We start from the raw sequence: 19,390 nt of genomic DNA on the forward strand, positions 1-19,390 counted from the left end.
CGCTTGTCGATCTCCACCCTTGTGGGGGAGATGCCCGGCAGGGCAGAGGGGGGCGCCTCACGGCACGCCGACACAGCAAACCACCCGGCGCACCCGCAGCGTAAATGCAATACACCCAAGCTTGACATATCTCTGCACCCAGCCTTAGCATCCCGCCCGCGTCTTTCCACCACCTGGGTGTCGCATCCAGCCGTAACAACGGACAGAGGTTCCAATGCGCCGAGCCACTTCTCACGAAAATCACATCCGGATTTCTGAGAAATTGGTGGTTCATGCGCACTTTGAATCTGGGCATCCTCGCCCATGTGGATGCAGGCAAGACTAGCCTTACCGAAAGACTGCTTTTCCACGCTGGCGTCATCGACAAGCTCGGTAGCGTCGATAGCGGCGATACGCAGACGGACAATCTCGAACTCGAGCGGCAACGCGGCATCACGATCAGAGCCGCGGTGGTGTCGTTTAAGATCGGCGACAGGACCGTCAATCTGATCGATACGCCAGGCCATCCCGATTTCATCGCCGAAGTCGAGCGCGTGCTGGGATTGCTGGATGCCGCGGTCGTCGTCGTCTCGGCGGTCGAAGGCGTGCAGGCGCAGACGCGCGTGCTGGTGCGGGCGCTGCGGCGGCTCGGCGTTCCCTTCATCTTCTTCGTCAACAAGGTAGATCGCCTTGGCGCCCGCCATCAAGAGGTGCTGGAGGCGCTTGCCGCGCAGCTCTCGGTCCGGCCGGTCGCCATGTCTTCGGTCATTAATGCCGGCACCAAGCTCGCCTCGGTCGAGGCGTTGGCAATAGGTCGTGAGCCGCTTTTTTCCGCGCTTTGCGAGGCGCTCGGGGAAAACGACGAGGCATTGCTCGATGACTATGTGCTCGCTCCCGATCGGCTGACCGAGGAAAGGCTCGGGACGTCCCTGGCAGATCAGGTGGCGCGGGGCCTGATACATCCCGTCTTCGCAGGCGCTGCGATGACCGGCGCCGGCATCTCAGCCCTGGCATCGGCCATCCCAACGATCTTGCCCGGGCGACGCCCCGACCCGGATGGTCCGGTCGCCGGAAAGATCTTCAAGATCGAGCGCGGTTGGGGCGGCGAAAAGCTCGCTTATCTCTACTTGAGCTCCGGCACGGTGCGGCTGCGGCAATATCTGGATCTGCCGAAAGGCCCGGAGAGAGTGACCGCGATCCGGCTCTTCGAGGAAGGCCGTAGCCACGGCGTCGAGAGCTTCCGCGCCGGGCAGATCGCATGTGTCAGCGGCCTAATCGGCGGTCGGATCGGCGATGCGTTAGGCGACGATCCGGGCGCCGGCGGAAGGGCTCACTTCGCGCCACCGACGCTCGAAACCCGCGTCCTTGCCCGCCGGCCATCTGAGAAGGCGGCGCTGTGGCTGGCGCTGAACCAGATGGCCGAACAGGATCCCCTGATCAATCTGCGCCGGAACGAAGACACCGACGAGGTCTTCGTATCGCTCTATGGTGAGGTACAGAAAGAGGTTGTCCAGTCGACCATGCTGGCGGATTACGGCATCGAGGCCAGCTTCGAGGAAAGCACAGTCATTCTGGTCGAGAGGCCTGTGGGAATTGGGACCGGTCTGCAGGCTCTTTTCAAGGAGCCCAATCCGTTTCTCGCCACCGTTGGCCTGCGGGTCGAGCCGCGTTCTCCGGGGGCGGGCAACAGCTTTGCGCTCGAAGTGGATGTCGGCCAGATGCCCGCCGCCTTTTACCGGGCGGTCGAGGAAACCGTGTTCGAAACGCTGAAGCAGGGTATATCAGGCTGGCAGGTCGTCGATTGCCACGTGGCGATGACGGCGGCCCGGCACAGCTCGCCGGCAAGCACTGCCGCAGATTTCCGGCAGCTGACGCCCTGGGTGCTGGCAACGGCGCTTTCGAACGCGCAGACGGTGCTTTGCGAACCGGTCGACCGCTTTCATCTCGAAACGCCGGCTGAGAGCTTGAGCGCCGTGCTCACCCTGCTTGCGAGATCAGCCGCGACAACGTCGGGTTCGGTGATCGCCGAGGGCGTTGCGCGGTCCGAAGGCACCATGACGTCTCAGATGGTAAGAAGCGTCCAGCAGCAGTTGCCGGGGTTGACGGGCGGGACGGGGGTGATGGAAACCGCTTTCGATCACTATGCGCCGACCGCTGGCCCGCCGCGCTTGCGCCGGCGCTCGGGGCCTGATCCATTCAACCCTGTCGAATATCTGTTGCGCCTGCGCGGGAATGTCTAAGTCGCGCTCGATTGGGGAACATGGCCCTTCCCCGCCTATTATTATCTCAGAGTCCGGAGGCTTCCATGCCCGATATCAATACGTTTCTCACCTTTTATGTTGCCGTTCTGGCCATTCAGCTGTCGCCGGGGCCGGACATGATGCTTGTCATCGGGCGAGGTGTCGGGCAGGGCCGGCGCACCGCTCTTCTGAACGCGGTCGGCATCACGCTCCTTGCCGGGGCGATCCAGATCTTGTTGCTGATACTGGGCGTAGCCTCGCTGCTTCAAGCCTCGCCGCTTGCTTTCGACATTCTGCGCTGGGCGGGAGCCGTCTATCTGGTCTGGCTGGGCGTCAAGCTGCTTTGCGGAGCGGGGCGGCATGGCGACGGCGCACGGGCTGCGGCGCAGTCCGGGTCGACCGCGGCGGCGCTTCGCGAGGGCACGATCAACAATCTGACCAATCCGAAGGCGCTCGTCTTTCTCTTCGCCTTCCTTCCGCAATTCGTGAACCCTGAGAGTTCCTGGCCGGTGGCGGTGCAGCTTCTTGTTCTCGGGGCGGTGACCAAGCTTTCGAACTTCGTCATCCTCGGCGCCGTCGCATTCGGCGCGGGTGCGTTCGGCGGCTGGCTCTCGCGCCGGCCGATGCTGATCGTTTGGCAGGAGCGGTTCGCCGGTATCGTTATGATCCTCCTCGGTCTTCGCCTTGCCTTTTCAGGGGATGCCCGCCCCGTCCGATAACTGCCATCTTCCATAAAGACAGCCGTCGAAGTCGAGCTTTCCACGACTTCGGCGGCTGCGGCATTTCACATCAGGGCGGCTGCCTGAGCAGCCGCCTTCCATTATCCTCAGGCCGCCAGCGAGGCGATGTCGATGACGAAGCGGTAGCGGACGTCGCTTTTCAGGACGCGTTCATAGGCTTCGTTGACCTGGTCGATGTTGATCTTCTCGATCTCGGAGACGATGTTGTGCTTGCCGCAGAAATCGAGCATTTCCTGGGTTTCCTTGATCGAGCCGATCATCGAACCGGAGATGCTCTTGCGGCCGGGAATGATCGAGAAGGCGTGCACAGGGATCGGCTTTTCGGGCGCGCCGACGACGACGAAGGAGCCGTCCACCTTCAGAAGGCCGAGATAGGCGTTCCAGTCGATCTCGGCGCTTACAGTGCAGATGATCAGGTCGAAGGTACCGGCGAGCTTGGTGAAGGTTTCCGGGTCGTTGGTGGCGTAATATTCCTTGGCGCCGAGCTTCAGACCGTCTTCCTTCTTGGAAAGGGTCTGGGAGAGAACGGTGATGTCGGCGCCCATCGCCGAACCCAGCTTGACGCCCATGTGACCGAGGCCGCCCATGCCGACGATCGCGACCTTCTTGCCGGGGCCGGCGTTCCAGTGGCGCAGCGGTGAGTAGAGGGTGATGCCGGCGCAGAGCAGCGGTGCGGAGGCGTCGAGCGGAAGGTTGTCCGGGATGGACATGACGTAGCCTTCCTTGACGACGATCGAGTCGGAATAGCCGCCCTGGGTGCGCGTCTTGCCGTCGGCTTCGAAGTCATTGTAGGTGCCGCTGAGACCAGGCATGTACTGTTCGCGGTCGAGGTCGCGCTCGGCGCAGCCGATGCAGGAATCGACGAAGCAGCCGACGCCGACTCGGTCGCCGACCTTGAACTTGGTGACGGCGGAGCCGACGGCCGAGACGATGCCGGCGATCTCATGGCCCGGTACGATCGGATAGACGGCGTTCTTCCACTCGTTGCGGACGGTGTGGATATCAGAATGGCAGATGCCGGCGAACTTGATGTCGATGACGACGTCGTCGGGTCTGGGGTCGCGGCGCTCGAAGGTAAAAGGGGTCAGCGGTTTGGAAGCATCGGTCGCGGCATAGCCTCTTGCGATAGGCATGGGAACCATCCTTTTTCGGTTGTGGGGTGGGGTTGAGCGGGATGGCGCACTATTGCCCGGAACGCGGCGAGGGCGTTAGAGTGATCCTCTCAGCTTTTTGCACGATCCTGCAAAAGTGGGGTGCCTGCCTGTTTGAGAAATGGTCCAGGCACTCTAGATAAGGGCAATGCCGATGGCGTCGAATAGTTGACAGAAAGAGTTGCCGCATGACCTTGCCTTTCAGCCCCTATCAGGAGATCGTCGACCTCGCGATGCGCTTTGCGCCCTGCGACGGCGAGTTCTCGACCGCTATCGGCAATCTTCATATCAGCCGCAGGTCGAAGCCCAGCGATCCCTTGCACAGCAGCTACCGACCCTGCTTCGCCTTCGTGCTGCAGGGGGCCAAAAGCCTGCAGCTCGGCACGGAAATGATCAGCTACGGCACCGGCGATTATCTCTTGACCTCGCTCGATCTGCCGGTCGCCTGGCGGGTTACGGAGGCAAGTCCCGAGGTGCCGCATCTCTGTCTCGGGATGGCGATTGATTCCGAAAAGCTGCTGGAGCTGCTCAGCCGCATCGATGTTCCGCGCCCGGCCTCCCATACCGACGGGCAGCGCGGAATGGTGGTGAGCGTCGCGCCGCCGGAACTCATGGATGCCGCCGTCCGCCTGCTGCGCTTGCTCGATCGTCCAGACGACATTCCCGCCATGGCGCCGCTGATCGAGCAGGAAATTCTCTACCGGGTGCTGACCGGGCCGCATGGAGCCCGGCTGATCAACATCGCCACGGCAGACAGCCACAGCAACCGGATTGCGCGCGCCGTCGCATGGCTGAAGGAGAATTTCGCGCGGCCGCTGCGCATCGAGGATCTGGCCGAACGCGTCAATATGAGCGTGTCGTCCTTCCATCACCACTTCAAGTCGGTGACGGCGATGACACCGGTGCAGTATCAAAAGCAACTTCGCCTGCACGAGGCGCGCCGGCTAATGCTTATCGAGCGGCTCGACGCTGGCACGGCCGGCCATCGCGTCGGCTATCAAAGTCCCTCGCAATTCAGCCGCGAATACAGCCGCCTCTACGGCGCTTCGCCGGCCCGCGATATCGACGGCGTGCGCGAAATGGTGGCAGCGGAATAGACGCCGGCGGCTGCAAAGCGCGGTATTAAAGGATGCTTGACGTTTCCCGGCTAGGCTGGCGCCATCAATCAAGCAGGCACCGCCGTTCGCATGACGCAAGCACCGTTTCTTTCCATCGTCGCGCCTTGTCACAACGAGGAAGAGGGCCTGCGTGAATTCTGCCGCCGTGCGGCCGCTGCTGCTCGGAGCGTCGCCGGCGATGCATTCGAGATTATCCTCGTCGATGACGGCTCGTCCGACGGCACCTGGGAGATCATTTCGGATCTCGCGGCAAAAGTTCCGCAGGTGCTCGGCGTTCGCCTCCTGCGCAACCACGGCCACCAGCTGGCGTCGACGGCGGGCCTCTCCGCTTCGCGGGGCGAGCGCGTTCTCCTGATCGACGCCGATCTTCAGGATCCGCCCGAGCTGCTTTTGATGATGATGCCGATCATGGAGCGCGGCGCCGACGTCGTCTACGGCCAGCGCACGCGCCGCGAAGGCGAAACCTGGTTCAAGCTCGCGACTGCTTCGCTGTTCTATCGCGCGCTTTCCAGGCTCGCTTCCGTGACCATTCCGCGCGACACCGGTGATTTCCGGCTGATGCGCCGGCGCGTCGTCGATATCCTGCTGGCGATGCCGGAGCGCGATCGCTTTATTCGCGGCATGGTGAGCTGGATCGGCGGCCGGCAGGTGGCTCTGCCTTATGAGCGGGACGCGCGTTTTGCCGGCTCGACGAAATATCCGCTGCGCAAGATGATCAATTTCGCGCTGGATGCGATCACCAGCTTTTCGACGACGCCGCTACGCATCGCCACATGGCTCGGCATGATCAGCGCCGGCATCGCGATGGCGCTGCTCGTCTATACTTTCGTTCGCTGGCTGCAGGGCGAGACGGTCACCGGCTGGTCGTCCATCATGGCCGCCGTGAGCGCGTTCAGCGCCATCCAGCTGATCTGCATCGGCATCATCGGCGAATATCTCGGCCGTCTCGTGCAGGAGAGCAAGAAGCGGCCGATGTTCATGATCGAAACGATCCTGCGGGGCAGCGAACACGCCGAGCTGCCGACGGTCTTTTCGGAGATGGGAGCCGGCGACAAGCGCGCCGCCCTGGATGCGGCCTTCGGATTCGAAGAGTTGGCATCGTCGCAAAAGAGTAATCGGATCGGATAATGGACCAGATTTCCACATCTGCTGTAGCCGCAGCCGGTTTTGATGAATTGGCAGCCCGGCAGGATTCCACCATTGCGATCGCCGTTTTCGTAGCGTTTGTCGCCATCCTGGTCGTGTTGTTCCGCTTTCCGCCAGTTCTTGATTACGCCAATCACTATGCCCGTATCTGGCTTCTATCCGGAGGCATCGGCGAGCAGCCGTTTCCCGAGATCTATGCGGTCGATTGGAACCGCACCTTCACCAATGTCGGCATCGATCTTCTGGCGATCTGGATAGGGCCTCTTGTCGGCGCGGACAGGCTGGCGCGCGCCTTGCTTTTCCTGGCGATCGTGCTGCCGCCGCTTGGCGCGATCGCGCTGCACCGAACGCTTTTCGGCAGCCGGTCCTACTGGCAGATCGCCATGCTGTCGCTTGGTTGGTGCGCCACCGTGATTGGTGGCTTCATCAATTTCCAGATCGGTCTCGGCATGGCCTTGTTCTTCGCATGCGCCGATCTTCGGCTGCAGCGCCGCAACTTCGCCCTGCTGTTTGCCTGGCGGCTTGCCGCCGCGCTGCTGCTGACGGTGATGCACATCTTCTCGCTCGGCTTCTATATGGCGATCATCTGCGGCCTCGAATTTTCCTGGCGTTTCGACATCTTGCGATCGAAGTCCCGCCTGGTGAGGCTCGCCAGTCGGTTAACACAGGCGCTGGGCGCCTGCGTTTTGCCGCCGATCGCACTCTATCTCCGTTCGCCAGCTTTGCCCAACGCCGGTGATAACGGCCTTGCCCTTGCCTGGAATGACAGCGTCGTCCTGATTGTCATGAATGTGCTCTCCGCGATCACCACATACATTCCGGTGGTAGACGTGGTGATGGTTCTGCCATTGATCCTCATCTGCACACGTGCTTCACGCGCGGGCGATATCCGCGTGCATGCGGGGCTTGCCGTGGCCGCCAGCGGACTGCTGCTGCTCTCTTGTGTTTCGCCTCGCCATATGCTCGGAACCGGATGGATCAGTTGGCGCTTTCCGATCATGACGGCGCTCGTCGCCATGGCGATGGTGTGTCCTTTCGCCAGTCTGACGCGCCGCAAGGCGCTGTTGCTGGCGCTTGTCGTCAATCTCGCGGTTTTCGGCCGGTCGGGCTGGATCGGTTGGAACTGGTGGCTTGCACAAAAGGACGTCGCTGCCGTAGAGACCGTACTCAAAAAGGTGCCGGTCGGCGCGGCCGTTCTGCCCCTGGGGCATGACCCCAGGATGGTGAGCGGCCTTGCGCACTCCAGCCGGTATTTTTTCTTCAGAGAGGAGACTTTCTGGCACCTGCCGACGCTTGCCACGCCTTTCGCGCATGCGTTCGTGCCGACGCTCTTCACCGCGAACGGCAAGCAGCCGCTATCGGTTCTGACACCATGGTCTGAGATCGCGGTCCCCGAAGGCAATCTGCTGTCGATCGGCGTGCTTTCGTGCCCGGCGATGATGCAGGTCTATGAAAACTTCACACCCTATCTGTCGGACTGGCGCGGACGTTTCGATTTCATCCTCGTCGCCAATGCCGATATTCCAGACCGCTATGTCGGCACCGAGATGCCGGCTGGTCTGACGCTGATTGAGGATGCCGGTTTCGCCAAGCTCTACGCGATCGACAAGGCGGCGCCGGCAGAACCGCTTTCGATTCCCGACGGCTGCGCGGCGGCTCTATGACCCGCTGCCTCCCCTGAGATCGAGCGCAAGCTCTCGCGCTTGCCTGGCCGTGTCTTCGTCGCAGATCAGCACGTTGCCGAGGCCGGACAGCAATACGGCCGCGATCGCCTGCGCCTTGTTCAGGCCGCCTGACGCGAAGACGACATTGGGAATGGCGCGCAGGGCTTCCAGCTCGGGAGCAATCGCGCACCTGTTTATCGCATGGTCGATCGGCTGCCCCTTCTTATCGACGAACTGGCCGAGCACGTCACCACAGGCACCGGCTGCGAGCAATTCCTCAATGTCGATGTTGCGTGGCAAGCCGTAGCGCATCAGCAGCGAACGCTCGGTCATGTCGCCGATGCTGAGCACGATGACGTCATTGGTCTCGATCTGTCGAAAGGCCGATTCAAAAACATCCTGCCGGATGATTGCCGTCCGCGATTCCGGGCTGCCGGCATAGATCGGTGCAGCAAGATAGGAGCATTCCGCATTGAGCTGGCGGGCAAGGTCGCTTGCAATGTCAAAGGTATTGATTTCGATGCCGTGCGTCAGCCCGCCCATGACCGAATTGACGCAGATATCAGGCCGTCTGAGCGAAGGCATATGCCGCACCATTTCGCGGAGGGTCGCTCCCCACCCGACGCCAACGCCGCGGATATTGCCGGCGTTCAGCAACTGGACGAGATAATCGGCGGCCGCCTGGCCGAGCAGGACGGGAATGAGCTCCTCGTCCTCCGGTGTCGGTACGATGATCGCGCGATTTAGAGAGAATTCCGCCGCCAGCTGCTGCTCCAGGGCGACGCAGGAGGTCAGCCGGGAATTGAGGGTGATCGTCACAAGGCCGGATCGGCGTGCCTCGGCGATGATCTTGTTGACGCGAAGCCTGTTGGTCGAAAGCGCTTCTGCGATTTCGCCCTGCGTGCGTCCCTCCATGTAATAGAGCCAGACCACGCGCACCTGCATCTGCTCGTCCGAGAGCGCTACGGGCGCGGAAGAAGCACTTCGGTTCTGTGACATGCGATAATCTGCGCCTCCGCTTCGACGCCATGGATCTCAAATCCCGGGAGCTTGTCAATCACAGGCGCCGTCGTCAGCCGCTTCACCCGTTAGTCGGTTCTCCGGCCGGTCGACTTGTTGAATGGATGCAAACCTTTCATGCCTACATGACACGAAATGCGGTCGTTTTCCCGCAGATGTCGATCGGTAGGCACGCTCGCGACGATGCGCTTCCGGCTGTCGTCGATGCGCAGATGCACGTTGTTCTCATCGCCGACGGTTTCGATCAATTCGACATGGGCATCGAACCGGAGCTCATGCGCCGATCCGGCGCCGAGGTTGATCGAACCGGGTCTGATGCCGATGAGATCCGTACCCCTGGGCAGGGCGATTTCGCAGGGGCCGAGTTCATCCAGTTCGATCAGGTTCATCGGCGGAGAACCGATGAAGCCGGCGACGAAGACGGTTTCGGGACGGCGATACACCTCGATCGGTGTCCCGATCTGCTCAATTCGGCCGCCGTTCATGACGACAAGCCTGTCGGCGAGCGTCATCGCCTCGAGCTGGTCGTGCGTCACATAGAGGCTGGTCGTCTTGAGCTGCCGCTGCAACCTCCGAATTTCGACGCGCATTTGCACGCGAAGCTTCGCATCCAGATTGGACAAGGGTTCGTCGAAGAGGAAGGCGGCGGGATCGCGGACAATAGCGCGGCCCATGGCGACGCGTTGGCGCTGTCCGCCTGAGAGCTGACGGGGGCGTCGCTTGAGAAATTCGCCAATTTCCAGAATGTCGGCGGCGTCAGCGATCCGCCGGTCGATCTCGTGGCGAGGAACGCGGCGGTTCTTGAGTCCGTATTCGAGATTCTGCCGAACGGTCATGTGAGGATAGAGCGCGTAGTTCTGGAAGACCATCGCGATGTTGCGGTCGGCCGGATCGACATGGCCAACGTCGTTGCCTGATATCCTAAGGTGCCCGGAGCTTATGGCTTCGAGGCCCGCAATCATCCGCAGCAAGGTCGATTTTCCGCATCCTGATGGGCCGACCAGCACAATCATTTCGCCGTCCGCGACAGTCAGATTGATGCCTTTCACCGCGGGAACCGGTCCGTAGTTCTTCTTCAGGTCGATCAGTTCGATAGCCGCCATGGCATCCTTCCTCCGAGGTCGTCATACATTTGTAACATGCTATTGACATTTGTAACAAGTGACCCCAACCTTGTTTTATCGCCGCTCTGGGAGGGGTTGACCGACGCTCCACGCACCGGTCGGCGAACAAAGGCAATGGAGAGGAAAACGAAATGACGGCAATGTCTTTGATAGGATCCCGTTTCGGACGGACAATCCGGTCATTCGCGGCGGGCGCTGCATTGGTGGCGCTCGGGTTGACGAATGCAGGCCACGCCAGCGCCGCCGATCGCGTCAAGATCGAATGGTGGAATGCGGCAGGCGGCCGCCTGGCCGAAATCACCACCCAGCTGATTAAGGACTTCAACGCCTCGCAGGACAAATACGAGGTCGTCGGCATCGGCAAAGGCAATTACGAGGAAACCATGGCGGCGATGGTGGCCGCCTACCGCGTCCATCAGCAGCCGGTGCTGATCCAGGCCGCCGAGCGCGGGTTCCTCACCATGTACAATTCCGGCGCCATCATTCCGGTGCCGCAGCTGATGGAGAAGGAAGGCTACAAGGTCGACTGGAATGATTTCGTCGCGCCGGTCGCCGGCTTCTATCTGGTCGACGGCAAGCCGGCGGCGATGCCCTTCAACAGCTCAACGCCGATCTTCTGGTACAATGCCGATCACTTCAAGGCAGCCGGCTTCGACAAGCCGGGCGAGACCTGGCAGGAGCTCGACAAGCAACTGCGCGCTATCAAGGAGAAAGGTGTCTCGAAGTGCCAGATGGCGCTTGCGAACGACTTCTACTGGAGCCTGATCGAGAACTACGCGGCGATCCAGGACCAGCCTTACGGTACCAAGGCGAATGGCTTCGGCGGCCTCGACACCGAATTCATCTTCAACAAGAGCCCATTGGTGGTCGGTCAGGTGACACGCCTCAAGACGTGGATGGACGCCGGCATCCTGCAGATCGCCGGGCAGGGGCTCTCGCCAGACCAGCTGTTCACCTCTGGAACCTGCTCGACTTATGTGGCCTCCACCGCGGCGCACGCCGCCGTCGAGAGCGGAGCGAAATTCAATTGGAGCGCAACGTTCCTGCCGCATGAGGAAGGCATCGAGCCGAAAAACAGCACCATTGGCGGCGGGGCCCTCTGGGTTCTCAAAGGCAAGTCGGAAGAAGAATATGCCGGCGCGGCGGCCTTCCTGAACTTCGTCGCCTCACCGAAGACGCAGGTCTGGTGGAGCAAGCAGACAGGCTATGTCCCGGTGACGAACACAGCCTATGAGCAGGCCAAGTCCGAGGGCTACTTCAAGGACCACCCGACCCGCGAGATCGCCATTCTCCAGCTCACGCGCGGTACCCCGACAGACAATTCGCGCGGCTTCCGCTTCGGCAATCATAACCAGTCGATGGCGCTTCTGGTGGAAGAGATCCAGGGCGTTTGGACCGGCCAGAAGACCCCGCAGCAGGCACTGGATGCGGCGGCGGCGCGCGGAAACCAGATCCTTCGCCAGTATGAGCAGCTTCATGCAGCAAAGTAGAACCTTGGGAAAGATGGAAGGCGCCGCGCGGCGCCTTCGCATCCCCGATCTTCTGTCGACGGGCCGCTCGGTCGCGCAGCCGTCGGAGGCCGGGTTGAAGTCCGCCCACTTCAACAGACCGTGGCTTGCCTTCGGCCTTGTCGCGCCGCAGCTGCTGATCCTGCTGTTCTTCTTTTTCATTCCCTCTTACAAGGCGCTGTCGCTGGCCTTCGTTCAGGTCGATCCCTTCGGCGGCACCGAGATTTTCGTCGGACTGACAAATTTCTACAATCTCTTCGCCAGCCCGGAATATCGCGGCAGCGCGCTGTTCACGCTCTGGTTCACCGTTGCACAGAACTGCGCGACGCTTCTGCTTGCCGGTCTCTTTGCTTTCGCGACCGATTTCGTGATCAGAGGCAGGGGGATTTATAAGAGCATCATCCTGCTTCCCTATGCGATCGCGCCTGTCATATCGGGCGTGATCTGGGCCTTCCTGTTCAATCCGGCGGTTGGGCCGATCGCGCAGCTTCTGCACGGGTTCGGCTTCGAATGGGATCCGAACCGGCGGCCTTTCGATGCGCAGCTGCTGGTGACCATCGCTTCTGTCTGGAAGAATGTCTGCTACGACTACATCTTTCTCGTCGCCGCATTGCTTGCCGTGCCTGTCTCGCTTCTGGAAGCGGCAAAGCTCGACGGCGCAAGACCCGTCCGGCGCTTCTTCACGATTTCACTTCCGCTGATCTCGCCGACGATCTTCTTCCTCGTGGTGATGAACTTCGTCTACGGCCTGTTTGAAACCTTCGGCATTATCGACGCGGTCACCCGCGGCGGCCCGGCCGGGGCGACGAACAGCCTGGTCTACAAGGTGTATCAGGATGGTTTCGTGCAGCTAGACCTCGGCTCGTCGGCCGCGCAATCCGTGCTTTTGATGCTGATCGCCATCCTCTTCACCATCGTTCAATTCCGCGCGCTCGAGCGCAAGGTCAATTACCAGGTGTAGCCATGCCCGAACGCCATCTCGGTCTTTCGATCTTCTGCCACGCCATATTGCTGATCGGCGCGGTTTTTGTCTGCCTGCCGCTCTACTTCGCCTTCGTCGCCGGCTCGCTGACCTTGCAGGAGGTTCAGCAGGCGCCGTTCCCGGTGGTGCCGGGCTCGCATTTCTTCGAAAACCTGGCCGCCGCCTGGCAACAGGGCGAGTTCTCCCAACTGTTCCTGAATTCGATCATCGTCACCGCCGGCATCGTCGTCGGCAAGCTGGCGATCTCGCTGATCGCCGCGTTCGGCGTCACCTATTTCCGCTTCCCGTTCCGCATGACGGCGTTCTGGCTGATCTTCGTGTCGCTGATGCTTCCGGTCGAGGTCCGCATCATTCCGACCTATGAAGCGGTCGCAGATGCGGCCGGGCCGATCCGCTGGCTGGCTGGCACGATCGGCCTGTCCGGTATCGTCGAAAACCTGACCGGATACAGCATCGAAGCCTCGTTGAAATGGAACATGGTCAACAGCTATGCTGGCCTGATCCTGCCGCTGATCGCCTCCGCCTCGGCGACCTTCCTGTTCCGGCAGTTTTTCCTGACCGTTCCCGACGAACTTTGCGAGGCGGCCAAGCTCGACGGCGCCGGCCCTCTGAAGTTCTTCAAGGATATCCTGCTGCCGCTGTCGAGCGCCAATATCGCTGCGCTATCGATCATCCTGTTTCTCTATGGCTGGAACCAGTATTTGTGGCCGCTGCTCTTCACCACCGACAAGGAGATGGGAACGGCCGTCCTCGGGCTGAAGCAGCTCGTCCCGGTCTCCGACTCCGCGCCCGCCTGGAACATTGCGATGAGCGCTGCGCTGCTCGTCATGCTGCCGCCGGCGGCTGTCATTCTCTTCATGCAACGCTGGTTCACAAAGGGACTGGTGGACTCCGGAAAGTAACACGCGACATCTCAAGGATATTCAGACGATGGTGCATATCATCGGCCACCGTGGCGGCCGCAATCTCTGGCCCGAGAACAGTCTCTCGGGCTTCCGCAAACTCGCGCAGATGCCTGTCGACGGCGTGGAGTTCGACATCCACCTGACGCGTTCGGGCGAAATGCTCGTCATTCACGACCCGACGCTGGAGCGCACAACGGATGCGCGCGGGCCGGTCGCCGATCTCGGCTCGGGAAAACATCGTGAAATCAGCCTCAAGGACAGTGACGGGGAAGCGATCCCCACCCTGGAAGAGGTCCTCGCCGTCTTCAAGAATACGCCCCTCGAGCTTCACATCGAACTGAAGACCCACGCCGATGGGACGCCTTACGAGGGGCTCGCCGCCAAGGCATTCGCCGCCGTCGAGCGGCTTGGTCTTATGGAGCGCTCGATCCTGACGAGTTTTCATCCCGACGTGCTCGCAGATATTCGCAAGGTCGCCCCTGGTATTCGCACCTTGTCGTCCTTCGACGCCAAGTCTGCCGAGCGTCTCGGGCTTGCGAGCGGCCTCAGCCTGATGATGCAATATTCGGATATCATCGCCGTCGAAAAGTCGCTGCTTCAGGCGAAGTGGGAGGAGATCACCAGGCTCGTGCCGCTCGACCGGCTCGGGGCCTGGGTTCCGAACGAAATGAGCGATCTCGAATATTGGCTTGCCAAACCGATCAGACAGATAACCACGGACCGTCCGGACCTCGCCTTGCAGGCGCGGGGGTGAGGCATGCTCAATAGCCGCATCGATTATCCCGGCATGTCAGGCACCATGGACAGCGTCGATCTCGTGATCTTCGATTGCGACGGCGTGCTGATCGACAGCGAACCGATTGCCAGCCGTACCCTGGCGGAAACGCTCCAAAGCGCAGGCATTGCGATCACCGCAGCGCAGGCTCATGTCAAGTTCACCGGCAATTCGGAAAGCATCATCGCCGAGATGTGCCGGCACGAATACGGGATCATCGATATCGCTACGTTGTTCGAAAAGTGGCATCTTCATCTATTCGAGGAATTCGCGCGCTCGCTGACGCCCATTGCCGGCATTGCCGAGGTCGTCAACAGTCTCGACCGCCCTAAATGCGTCGCATCGAACAGCACGATGCGGCGGCTGCACAACAGCTTGGGCAAACTCGATCTCTGGAGCGCCTTCGGGGAAGGCGTCTTCAGCGCCGAATTCGTCTCCCGGCCGAAGCCGGCGCCCGATCTGCTGCTGCATTGCGCCGAGCGTTTCCGGGCCCGGCCGGCCAGATGCATCATGATCGACGACAGCGTTCATGGTGTGGCAGCAGCAATCGCCGCAGGCATGACGGCCATCGGATTCGTCGATCCGGCCGATCCGAGGCCGGGCCGCCGCGCCGTGCTTGATGCCGCCGGAGCCGCCGCCGTTGCGACTGGGGCGGGGGAACTCCCCGCCATTCTGGAAAAAGTCGGAGGGAGGCTGTGATGGCGCCCCGGGCGGAGGGCGCGTTCAGCGCCAGCCTCCTTGCCATGTCGCCGTGACCGCGTAATGTCCCTGGAGGCGGGGATTTTCCAGACAACAGACATTGAAAATCGACTGCAGCTGCTAATCAACCCGATCCTTGCCGATCCGAAACGAGAGATCATGAGCGACACATCTCATACCGCAGAAGCCGGCGCCAAATATGTCATCGGCGTCGATGTCGGCACCGGCAGCGCCCGGGCCGGCCTGTTCGATATGGCCGGCAGCATGCTTGCCTCCGCCAAGCGGAATATCAGCCTGTTTCATGAAGCCGGTTCCATCGTCGAACAATCGAGCAGCGAAATCTGGAGCGCCGTTTGCGAGGCTGTGCGAGAGGCCGTCGCCGCAGCCGGCGTCGATCCGGCTTCAGTGGTCGGGCTCGGTTTCGACGCCACCTGCTCGCTCGTCGTCCTCGGCGAAGGCGGCAAGCCGCTTCCCGTCGGGCCTTCGGAAGATCCGGAACGCGATATTATCGTCTGGATGGACCATCGTGCCGTCCCGCAGGCGGAGCGCATCAATGCGTTTGGCCATGACGTGCTGCGTTATGTCGGCGGCCGTATTTCGCCCGAAATGGAAACACCCAAACTTCTCTGGCTGAAAGAAAACCGCCCCCAGGTTTTCGATGCTGCCTGGCAGTTTTTCGATCTTGCGGATTTCCTCACCTGGCGGGCAACCGGCGATCTGTCGCGCTCGACCTGCACGGTCACCTGCAAATGGACCTATCTCGCTCATGAGAAGCGGTGGGACAGCGGTTATTTCCATCAGATCGGTCTCGGCGTGCTGGCGGAGGAAGGGTTTGCCCGCATCGGCAAAGTCATTGTCGAGCCCGGTTCGGCGCTCGGCCAGGGGCTGAGCGCGGCTGCGGCGGAGGAACTCGGGCTGACGCCCGGAACTGCCGTGGCAGCCGGGCTGATCGATGCTCATGCGGGCGGTGTCGGAACCGTCGGCGCCGATCCGCGAGCCAACCTTGCCTATGTCTTCGGGACCTCTTCCTGCACGATGACATCGACGACAGAACCGTCTTTCGTGCCCGGTGTCTGGGGGCCCTATTATTCGGCGATGGTGCCTGGCCTCTGGCTGAACGAGGGAGGCCAGAGCGCCGCCGGTGCGGCGATCGACCATCTCCTCTCCTTCCATCCCGCGGCCAGCGAGGCGAGGGAGCTTTCGAAGAGCGCCGGCGTTGCGCTGCCGGTCCTGCTTGCCGACATGGCCACCCGCAAGGCGGGCCGTTCTTCCGACGCCGTCAGGCTGGCGGCCGGGCTGCATGTCGTTCCCGAATTTCTCGGCAACCGCGCGCCCTTTGCCGATCCGCATGCCCGGGCTGTTATCGCCGGTCTCGGCATGGAGCGGGATCTCGGCGGCCTGGTCTCGCTCTACGTCGCAGGGCTTTGCGGCATCGGCTACGGCCTCAGGCAGATCATCGAAACACAGGCCGAGGCGGGCGTCACCGTCGACAACATCGTCATCAGCGGCGGCGCCGGCCAGCACGATTTCGTCCGCCAAGTGCTCGCCGATGCGAGCGGCAAGCCAGTGGTGGCGACGAAGGCCGAGGAGCCGGTATTGCTGGGAGCGGCCATTCTCGGCGCTGTCGCCGGCCGGCAATTTGCCGATGTTGGCGAGGCAATGAGCGAGCTCACCAAGGTGGAAAAGCGTTTTCAGCCGTCAGAGGGCGAGATTTCAGATCTTCACCGCAAGCGTTACGAAGCGTTCAAGGAGCTTCAGACTTTGGCGCGCAAGCTTCGCAGCGATGGCTGACAGCGCTGCGCGACAAATGCCGCGAACTAGTTATTGATGGCGATGATCGCCCAATGGCTTTCCTCGCAGGCGTTGTCGTCGCAGACTGCACCCATCCAGACAGCGCCATTTGCAAGCATGACTCCTTCGCTGCTGACGAAGAGATCCTCATATTGCTGGCGGCCGACAGCGCGACGGGTCTCCGGCGTCACCAGATCGTCGAAATTCTGGATGAAATCCTCGGCGTTTTCGACATCATAGGTTTCGCCATCTGCCTTTACGCTCAGGGGATATTCGGCAAGGCCTGCGATGGTCTCGGCATCGCCGGTGCGCATCGCCTGGACGAGCTGGCGCAGCGGCCGGTCGAAGCCGGCGGCATCGCCGTGCAATTCCTCGATGCGGTTATAGACTTCACTATCCGACCGCGCGGCGGCGCGACCGGTGAAGGGCGTCGTTGCCAGGAGCATCGCTCCGGCCAGGAGAAGAGCAGCAGGTAGACGCGACATAGAAGGCTCCCGGCAAATGACATTATGCAGCATTATGGAATCTCAATCCGGTGTCCGCCTATCCAATTCTGGTGCGCCACCAGCCTTTCCCGTATAAAAATCTGCCGGGCCTGCTTGACGGCCTGATCGGATTGCCGCATAAAGGTTGCGAACCGTACCGTACGGTACGTATATGGGAGCCGTGACCGTGTCCGTCGATATTGCTGAGCCGAGCGAATTTTCGTCGCGCCAGAACGCCGTTCTGGAGCAGGCGCTGCGGCTGCTCGTTGATGGCGGCGAGAAGGCGCTGACGACCTCGGGTGTTGCGCGCGCCGCCAATTGCTCGAAGGAAAGCCTCTACAAGTGGTTCGGCGATCGCGACGGCTTATTGTCTGCGATGATCGCCTATCAGGCGAGCAAGGTGCGCACCTTCGAGCGCAACGGCGAACGGCTTACGGCGACGAGCCTGCACGACCATGTCGTCATCTTCGCCCGCGACCTGCTGGAAGTGCTCGCCGGCGACGTCTCGCTGGCGCTGAACCGGCTGGCGATCGGCCAATCCCACCGCGACGGCTCGAAGCTCGGCAAGCTCCTGCTCGAACGCGGCCGCCGCCAGATTGACCGGCGCGCCATGGCGCTGATCGATGCCGGCAAGAGGGCAGGGCTCCTGCGCTTTGCCGATGCCGACGAAGCCTATCACACGCTTTACGGCCTTGTAGTTTCCGACCTGCATGTGCGCATGCTGCTCGGCGAACCGGGCCTCAAGGATACCGCACGCCAGGCGGAGAGGGCGGTGACCGCCTTCCTCCGGCTTTACGGCACGGAGAAGGTTCTGGCGGAGATGCCGGCTCTCGGCTGATTTCGCCTTAATGACAGTCAACAGGACAAGCACAAGGGAAGGAACTTCAAATGCGCGTCTATTACGATCGTGATGCCGATCTCAACCTCATCAAGGCCAAGAAGGTCGCCGTCATCGGCTACGGCTCGCAGGGCCGCGCCCATGCGCTGAATCTGAAGGACAGCGGCGCCCAGAACCTAGTCATCGCTCTCAAGGCCGGTTCGCCCACGATCAAGAAGGCCGAGGCCGATGGCTTCAAGGTCATGACCGTCGCCGAAGCCGCCGGATGGGCCGACCTGATGATGATGGCGACGCCGGACGAACTCCAGGCCGACATCTACAAGTCGGACATCGCTCCGAATATCCGCGACGGCGCTGCCATCGCTTTCGCCCACGGTCTCAACGTTCACTTCGGCCTGATCGAGCCGAAGGCTTCCGTCGACGTCGTCATGATCGCCCCGAAGGGCCCGGGCCACACGGTTCGCGGCGAATACCAAAAGGGCGGCGGCGTTCCCTGCCTCGTTGCCGTTCATCAGAACGCCTCCGGCAACGCCCTTGAACTCGCTCTCTCCTACGCCTGCGGCGTCGGCGGCGGCCGTTCGGGTATTATCGAAACCAATTTCCGCGAAGAATGCGAAACCGACCTTTTCGGCGAACAGGTCGTTCTCTGCGGCGGCCTCGTCGAGCTCATCCGCGCCGGTTTCGAAACGCTGGTTGAAGCCGGCTATGCGCCTGAAATGGCCTATTTCGAGTGCCTGCACGAAGTGAAGCTGATCGTCGACTTGATCTATGAAGGCGGCATCGCCAACATGAACTACTCGATCTCCAACACGGCCGAGTGGGGCGAATACGTCACCGGCCCGCGCATTATCACCGAAGAAACCAAGGCTGAGATGAAGCGCGTGCTCAAGGACATCCAGACCGGCAAGTTCACCTCCGAGTGGATGCAGGAATACCGGTCGGGTGCGGCCCGCTTCAAGGGCATCCGCCGCAACAACGACAGCCATCAGATCGAGGAAGTCGGCGCCAAGCTGCGCGGCATGATGCCCTGGATCGGCAAGAACAAGCTGGTCGACAAATCGGTCAACTAAGCTGTTTCAGCGAAGCAAAACGGAAAGGCCGGAGTAAAAGCTCCAGCCTCCAGACTGCAGATAACCCCCGGCTGAGCTGGGGGTTATCTGATTCATTGCGACATACTGAAGAAGGCTGCTCCCGAACCAAGAGGCGAGCTGCGGTTTGTTGGGAA

At 61.6% G+C, this 19,390-nt stretch carries 17 protein-coding genes; 13 read left to right on the plus strand and 4 right to left on the minus strand.

All coding sequences use genetic code 11. The annotated features are described in order from the left end of the window. The first annotated feature begins 272 nt into the window (after positions 1–272). Positions 273–2,219 (plus strand): TetM/TetW/TetO/TetS family tetracycline resistance ribosomal protection protein, encoded by a 1,947-nt coding sequence (locus CO660_RS06310; RefSeq protein ID WP_097598021.1) that lies wholly within the window; start codon positions 273–275, stop codon positions 2,217–2,219. A 65-nt stretch (positions 2,220–2,284) separates the two neighbouring features. Then, the gene (locus CO660_RS06315) at positions 2,285–2,938 is read left to right on the plus strand and encodes a LysE family translocator (RefSeq protein WP_097598022.1); all 654 of its coding nucleotides are present in this window, start codon (positions 2,285–2,287) and stop codon (positions 2,936–2,938) included. Between the two features lie 107 nt (positions 2,939–3,045). Here the strand turns inward: CO660_RS06315 and CO660_RS06320 are convergent, their stop codons facing one another. Further along, complete coding sequence (locus tag CO660_RS06320) at positions 3,046–4,092, minus strand: NAD(P)-dependent alcohol dehydrogenase (RefSeq protein WP_097598123.1); 1,047 nt, start codon at positions 4,090–4,092, stop codon at positions 3,046–3,048. Positions 4,093–4,298: 206 nt separating this feature from the next. On the opposite strand from CO660_RS06320, the gene CO660_RS06325 reads away from it, so the two are divergent. The 3 genes from CO660_RS06325 (at position 4,299) to CO660_RS06335 (ending at position 8,038) form a co-directional block, all read left to right on the plus strand. Next, positions 4,299–5,207, plus strand: a complete 909-nt coding sequence (locus CO660_RS06325; protein WP_097598023.1) for an AraC family transcriptional regulator — start codon at positions 4,299–4,301, stop codon at positions 5,205–5,207. Positions 5,208–5,297: 90 nt separating this feature from the next. Then, positions 5,298–6,356: a glycosyltransferase family 2 protein gene (locus CO660_RS06330; RefSeq protein ID WP_097598024.1), complete on the plus strand. Its 1,059-nt coding sequence runs from the start codon at positions 5,298–5,300 to the stop codon at positions 6,354–6,356. Continuing rightward, the gene (locus CO660_RS06335; RefSeq protein WP_097598025.1) at positions 6,356–8,038 is read left to right on the plus strand and encodes a hypothetical protein; all 1,683 of its coding nucleotides are present in this window, start codon (positions 6,356–6,358) and stop codon (positions 8,036–8,038) included. The genes CO660_RS06330 and CO660_RS06335 overlap by 1 nt, the downstream gene beginning before the upstream one ends. On the opposite strand, the gene CO660_RS06340 is transcribed toward CO660_RS06335, so the two are convergent. Both CO660_RS06340 and CO660_RS06345 read right to left on the minus strand, forming a co-directional pair. Continuing rightward, entirely contained in the window at positions 8,033–9,037 is a 1,005-nt protein-coding gene (locus CO660_RS06340; RefSeq protein WP_097598026.1) for a sugar-binding transcriptional regulator, read from the minus strand. The two genes, CO660_RS06335 and CO660_RS06340, sit on opposite strands and share 6 nt — an antisense overlap. Before the next feature lie 89 nt (positions 9,038–9,126). Further along, entirely contained in the window at positions 9,127–10,161 is a 1,035-nt protein-coding gene (locus CO660_RS06345; protein WP_097598027.1) for a sn-glycerol-3-phosphate import ATP-binding protein UgpC, read from the minus strand. Positions 10,162–10,313: 152 nt separating this feature from the next. Here CO660_RS06345 and CO660_RS06350 point away from each other — a divergent pair, with 152 nt between their 5' ends. The 6 genes from CO660_RS06350 (at position 10,314) to CO660_RS06375 (ending at position 16,842) form a co-directional block, all read left to right on the plus strand. Further along, positions 10,314–11,672, plus strand: coding sequence for an extracellular solute-binding protein (locus tag CO660_RS06350; RefSeq protein ID WP_097598028.1), 1,359 nt, complete (start codon positions 10,314–10,316; stop codon positions 11,670–11,672). A gap of 13 nt (positions 11,673–11,685) precedes the next feature. Further along, entirely contained in the window at positions 11,686–12,651 is a 966-nt protein-coding gene (locus tag CO660_RS06355) for an ABC transporter permease subunit (RefSeq protein ID WP_176536242.1), read from the plus strand. Between the two features lie 2 nt (positions 12,652–12,653). Beyond that, positions 12,654–13,574: an ABC transporter permease subunit gene (locus tag CO660_RS06360; RefSeq protein WP_097598029.1), complete on the plus strand. Its 921-nt coding sequence runs from the start codon at positions 12,654–12,656 to the stop codon at positions 13,572–13,574. Between the two features lie 28 nt (positions 13,575–13,602). Beyond that, the gene (locus tag CO660_RS06365; protein WP_097598030.1) at positions 13,603–14,331 is read left to right on the plus strand and encodes a glycerophosphodiester phosphodiesterase family protein; all 729 of its coding nucleotides are present in this window, start codon (positions 13,603–13,605) and stop codon (positions 14,329–14,331) included. Positions 14,332–14,334: 3 nt separating this feature from the next. Beyond that, on the plus strand, positions 14,335–15,051 hold the full coding sequence (locus CO660_RS06370) for an HAD family hydrolase (protein WP_097598031.1): 717 nt from the start codon (positions 14,335–14,337) through the stop codon (positions 15,049–15,051). A 159-nt stretch (positions 15,052–15,210) separates the two neighbouring features. Then, entirely contained in the window at positions 15,211–16,842 is a 1,632-nt protein-coding gene (locus tag CO660_RS06375) for an FGGY-family carbohydrate kinase (protein WP_097598125.1), read from the plus strand. Between the two features lie 26 nt (positions 16,843–16,868). On the opposite strand, the gene CO660_RS06380 is transcribed toward CO660_RS06375, so the two are convergent. After that, positions 16,869–17,327, minus strand: a complete 459-nt coding sequence (locus tag CO660_RS06380) for a hypothetical protein (RefSeq protein ID WP_097598032.1) — start codon at positions 17,325–17,327, stop codon at positions 16,869–16,871. A gap of 172 nt (positions 17,328–17,499) precedes the next feature. Between CO660_RS06380 and CO660_RS06385 the strand changes: the two genes are divergently transcribed. Both CO660_RS06385 and ilvC read left to right on the plus strand, forming a co-directional pair. Then, positions 17,500–18,165, plus strand: coding sequence for a TetR/AcrR family transcriptional regulator C-terminal domain-containing protein (locus CO660_RS06385; RefSeq protein WP_176536237.1), 666 nt, complete (start codon positions 17,500–17,502; stop codon positions 18,163–18,165). A 50-nt stretch (positions 18,166–18,215) separates the two neighbouring features. Then, positions 18,216–19,235 (plus strand): ketol-acid reductoisomerase, encoded by a 1,020-nt coding sequence (gene ilvC, locus CO660_RS06390; protein ID WP_097598033.1) that lies wholly within the window; start codon positions 18,216–18,218, stop codon positions 19,233–19,235. The last annotated feature ends 155 nt before the right edge of the window (positions 19,236–19,390 follow it).

Origin of the sequence: Rhizobium sp. L9, from assembly GCF_002531885.1 — a bacterium.
Classification (GTDB): domain Bacteria; phylum Pseudomonadota; class Alphaproteobacteria; order Rhizobiales; family Rhizobiaceae; genus Rhizobium.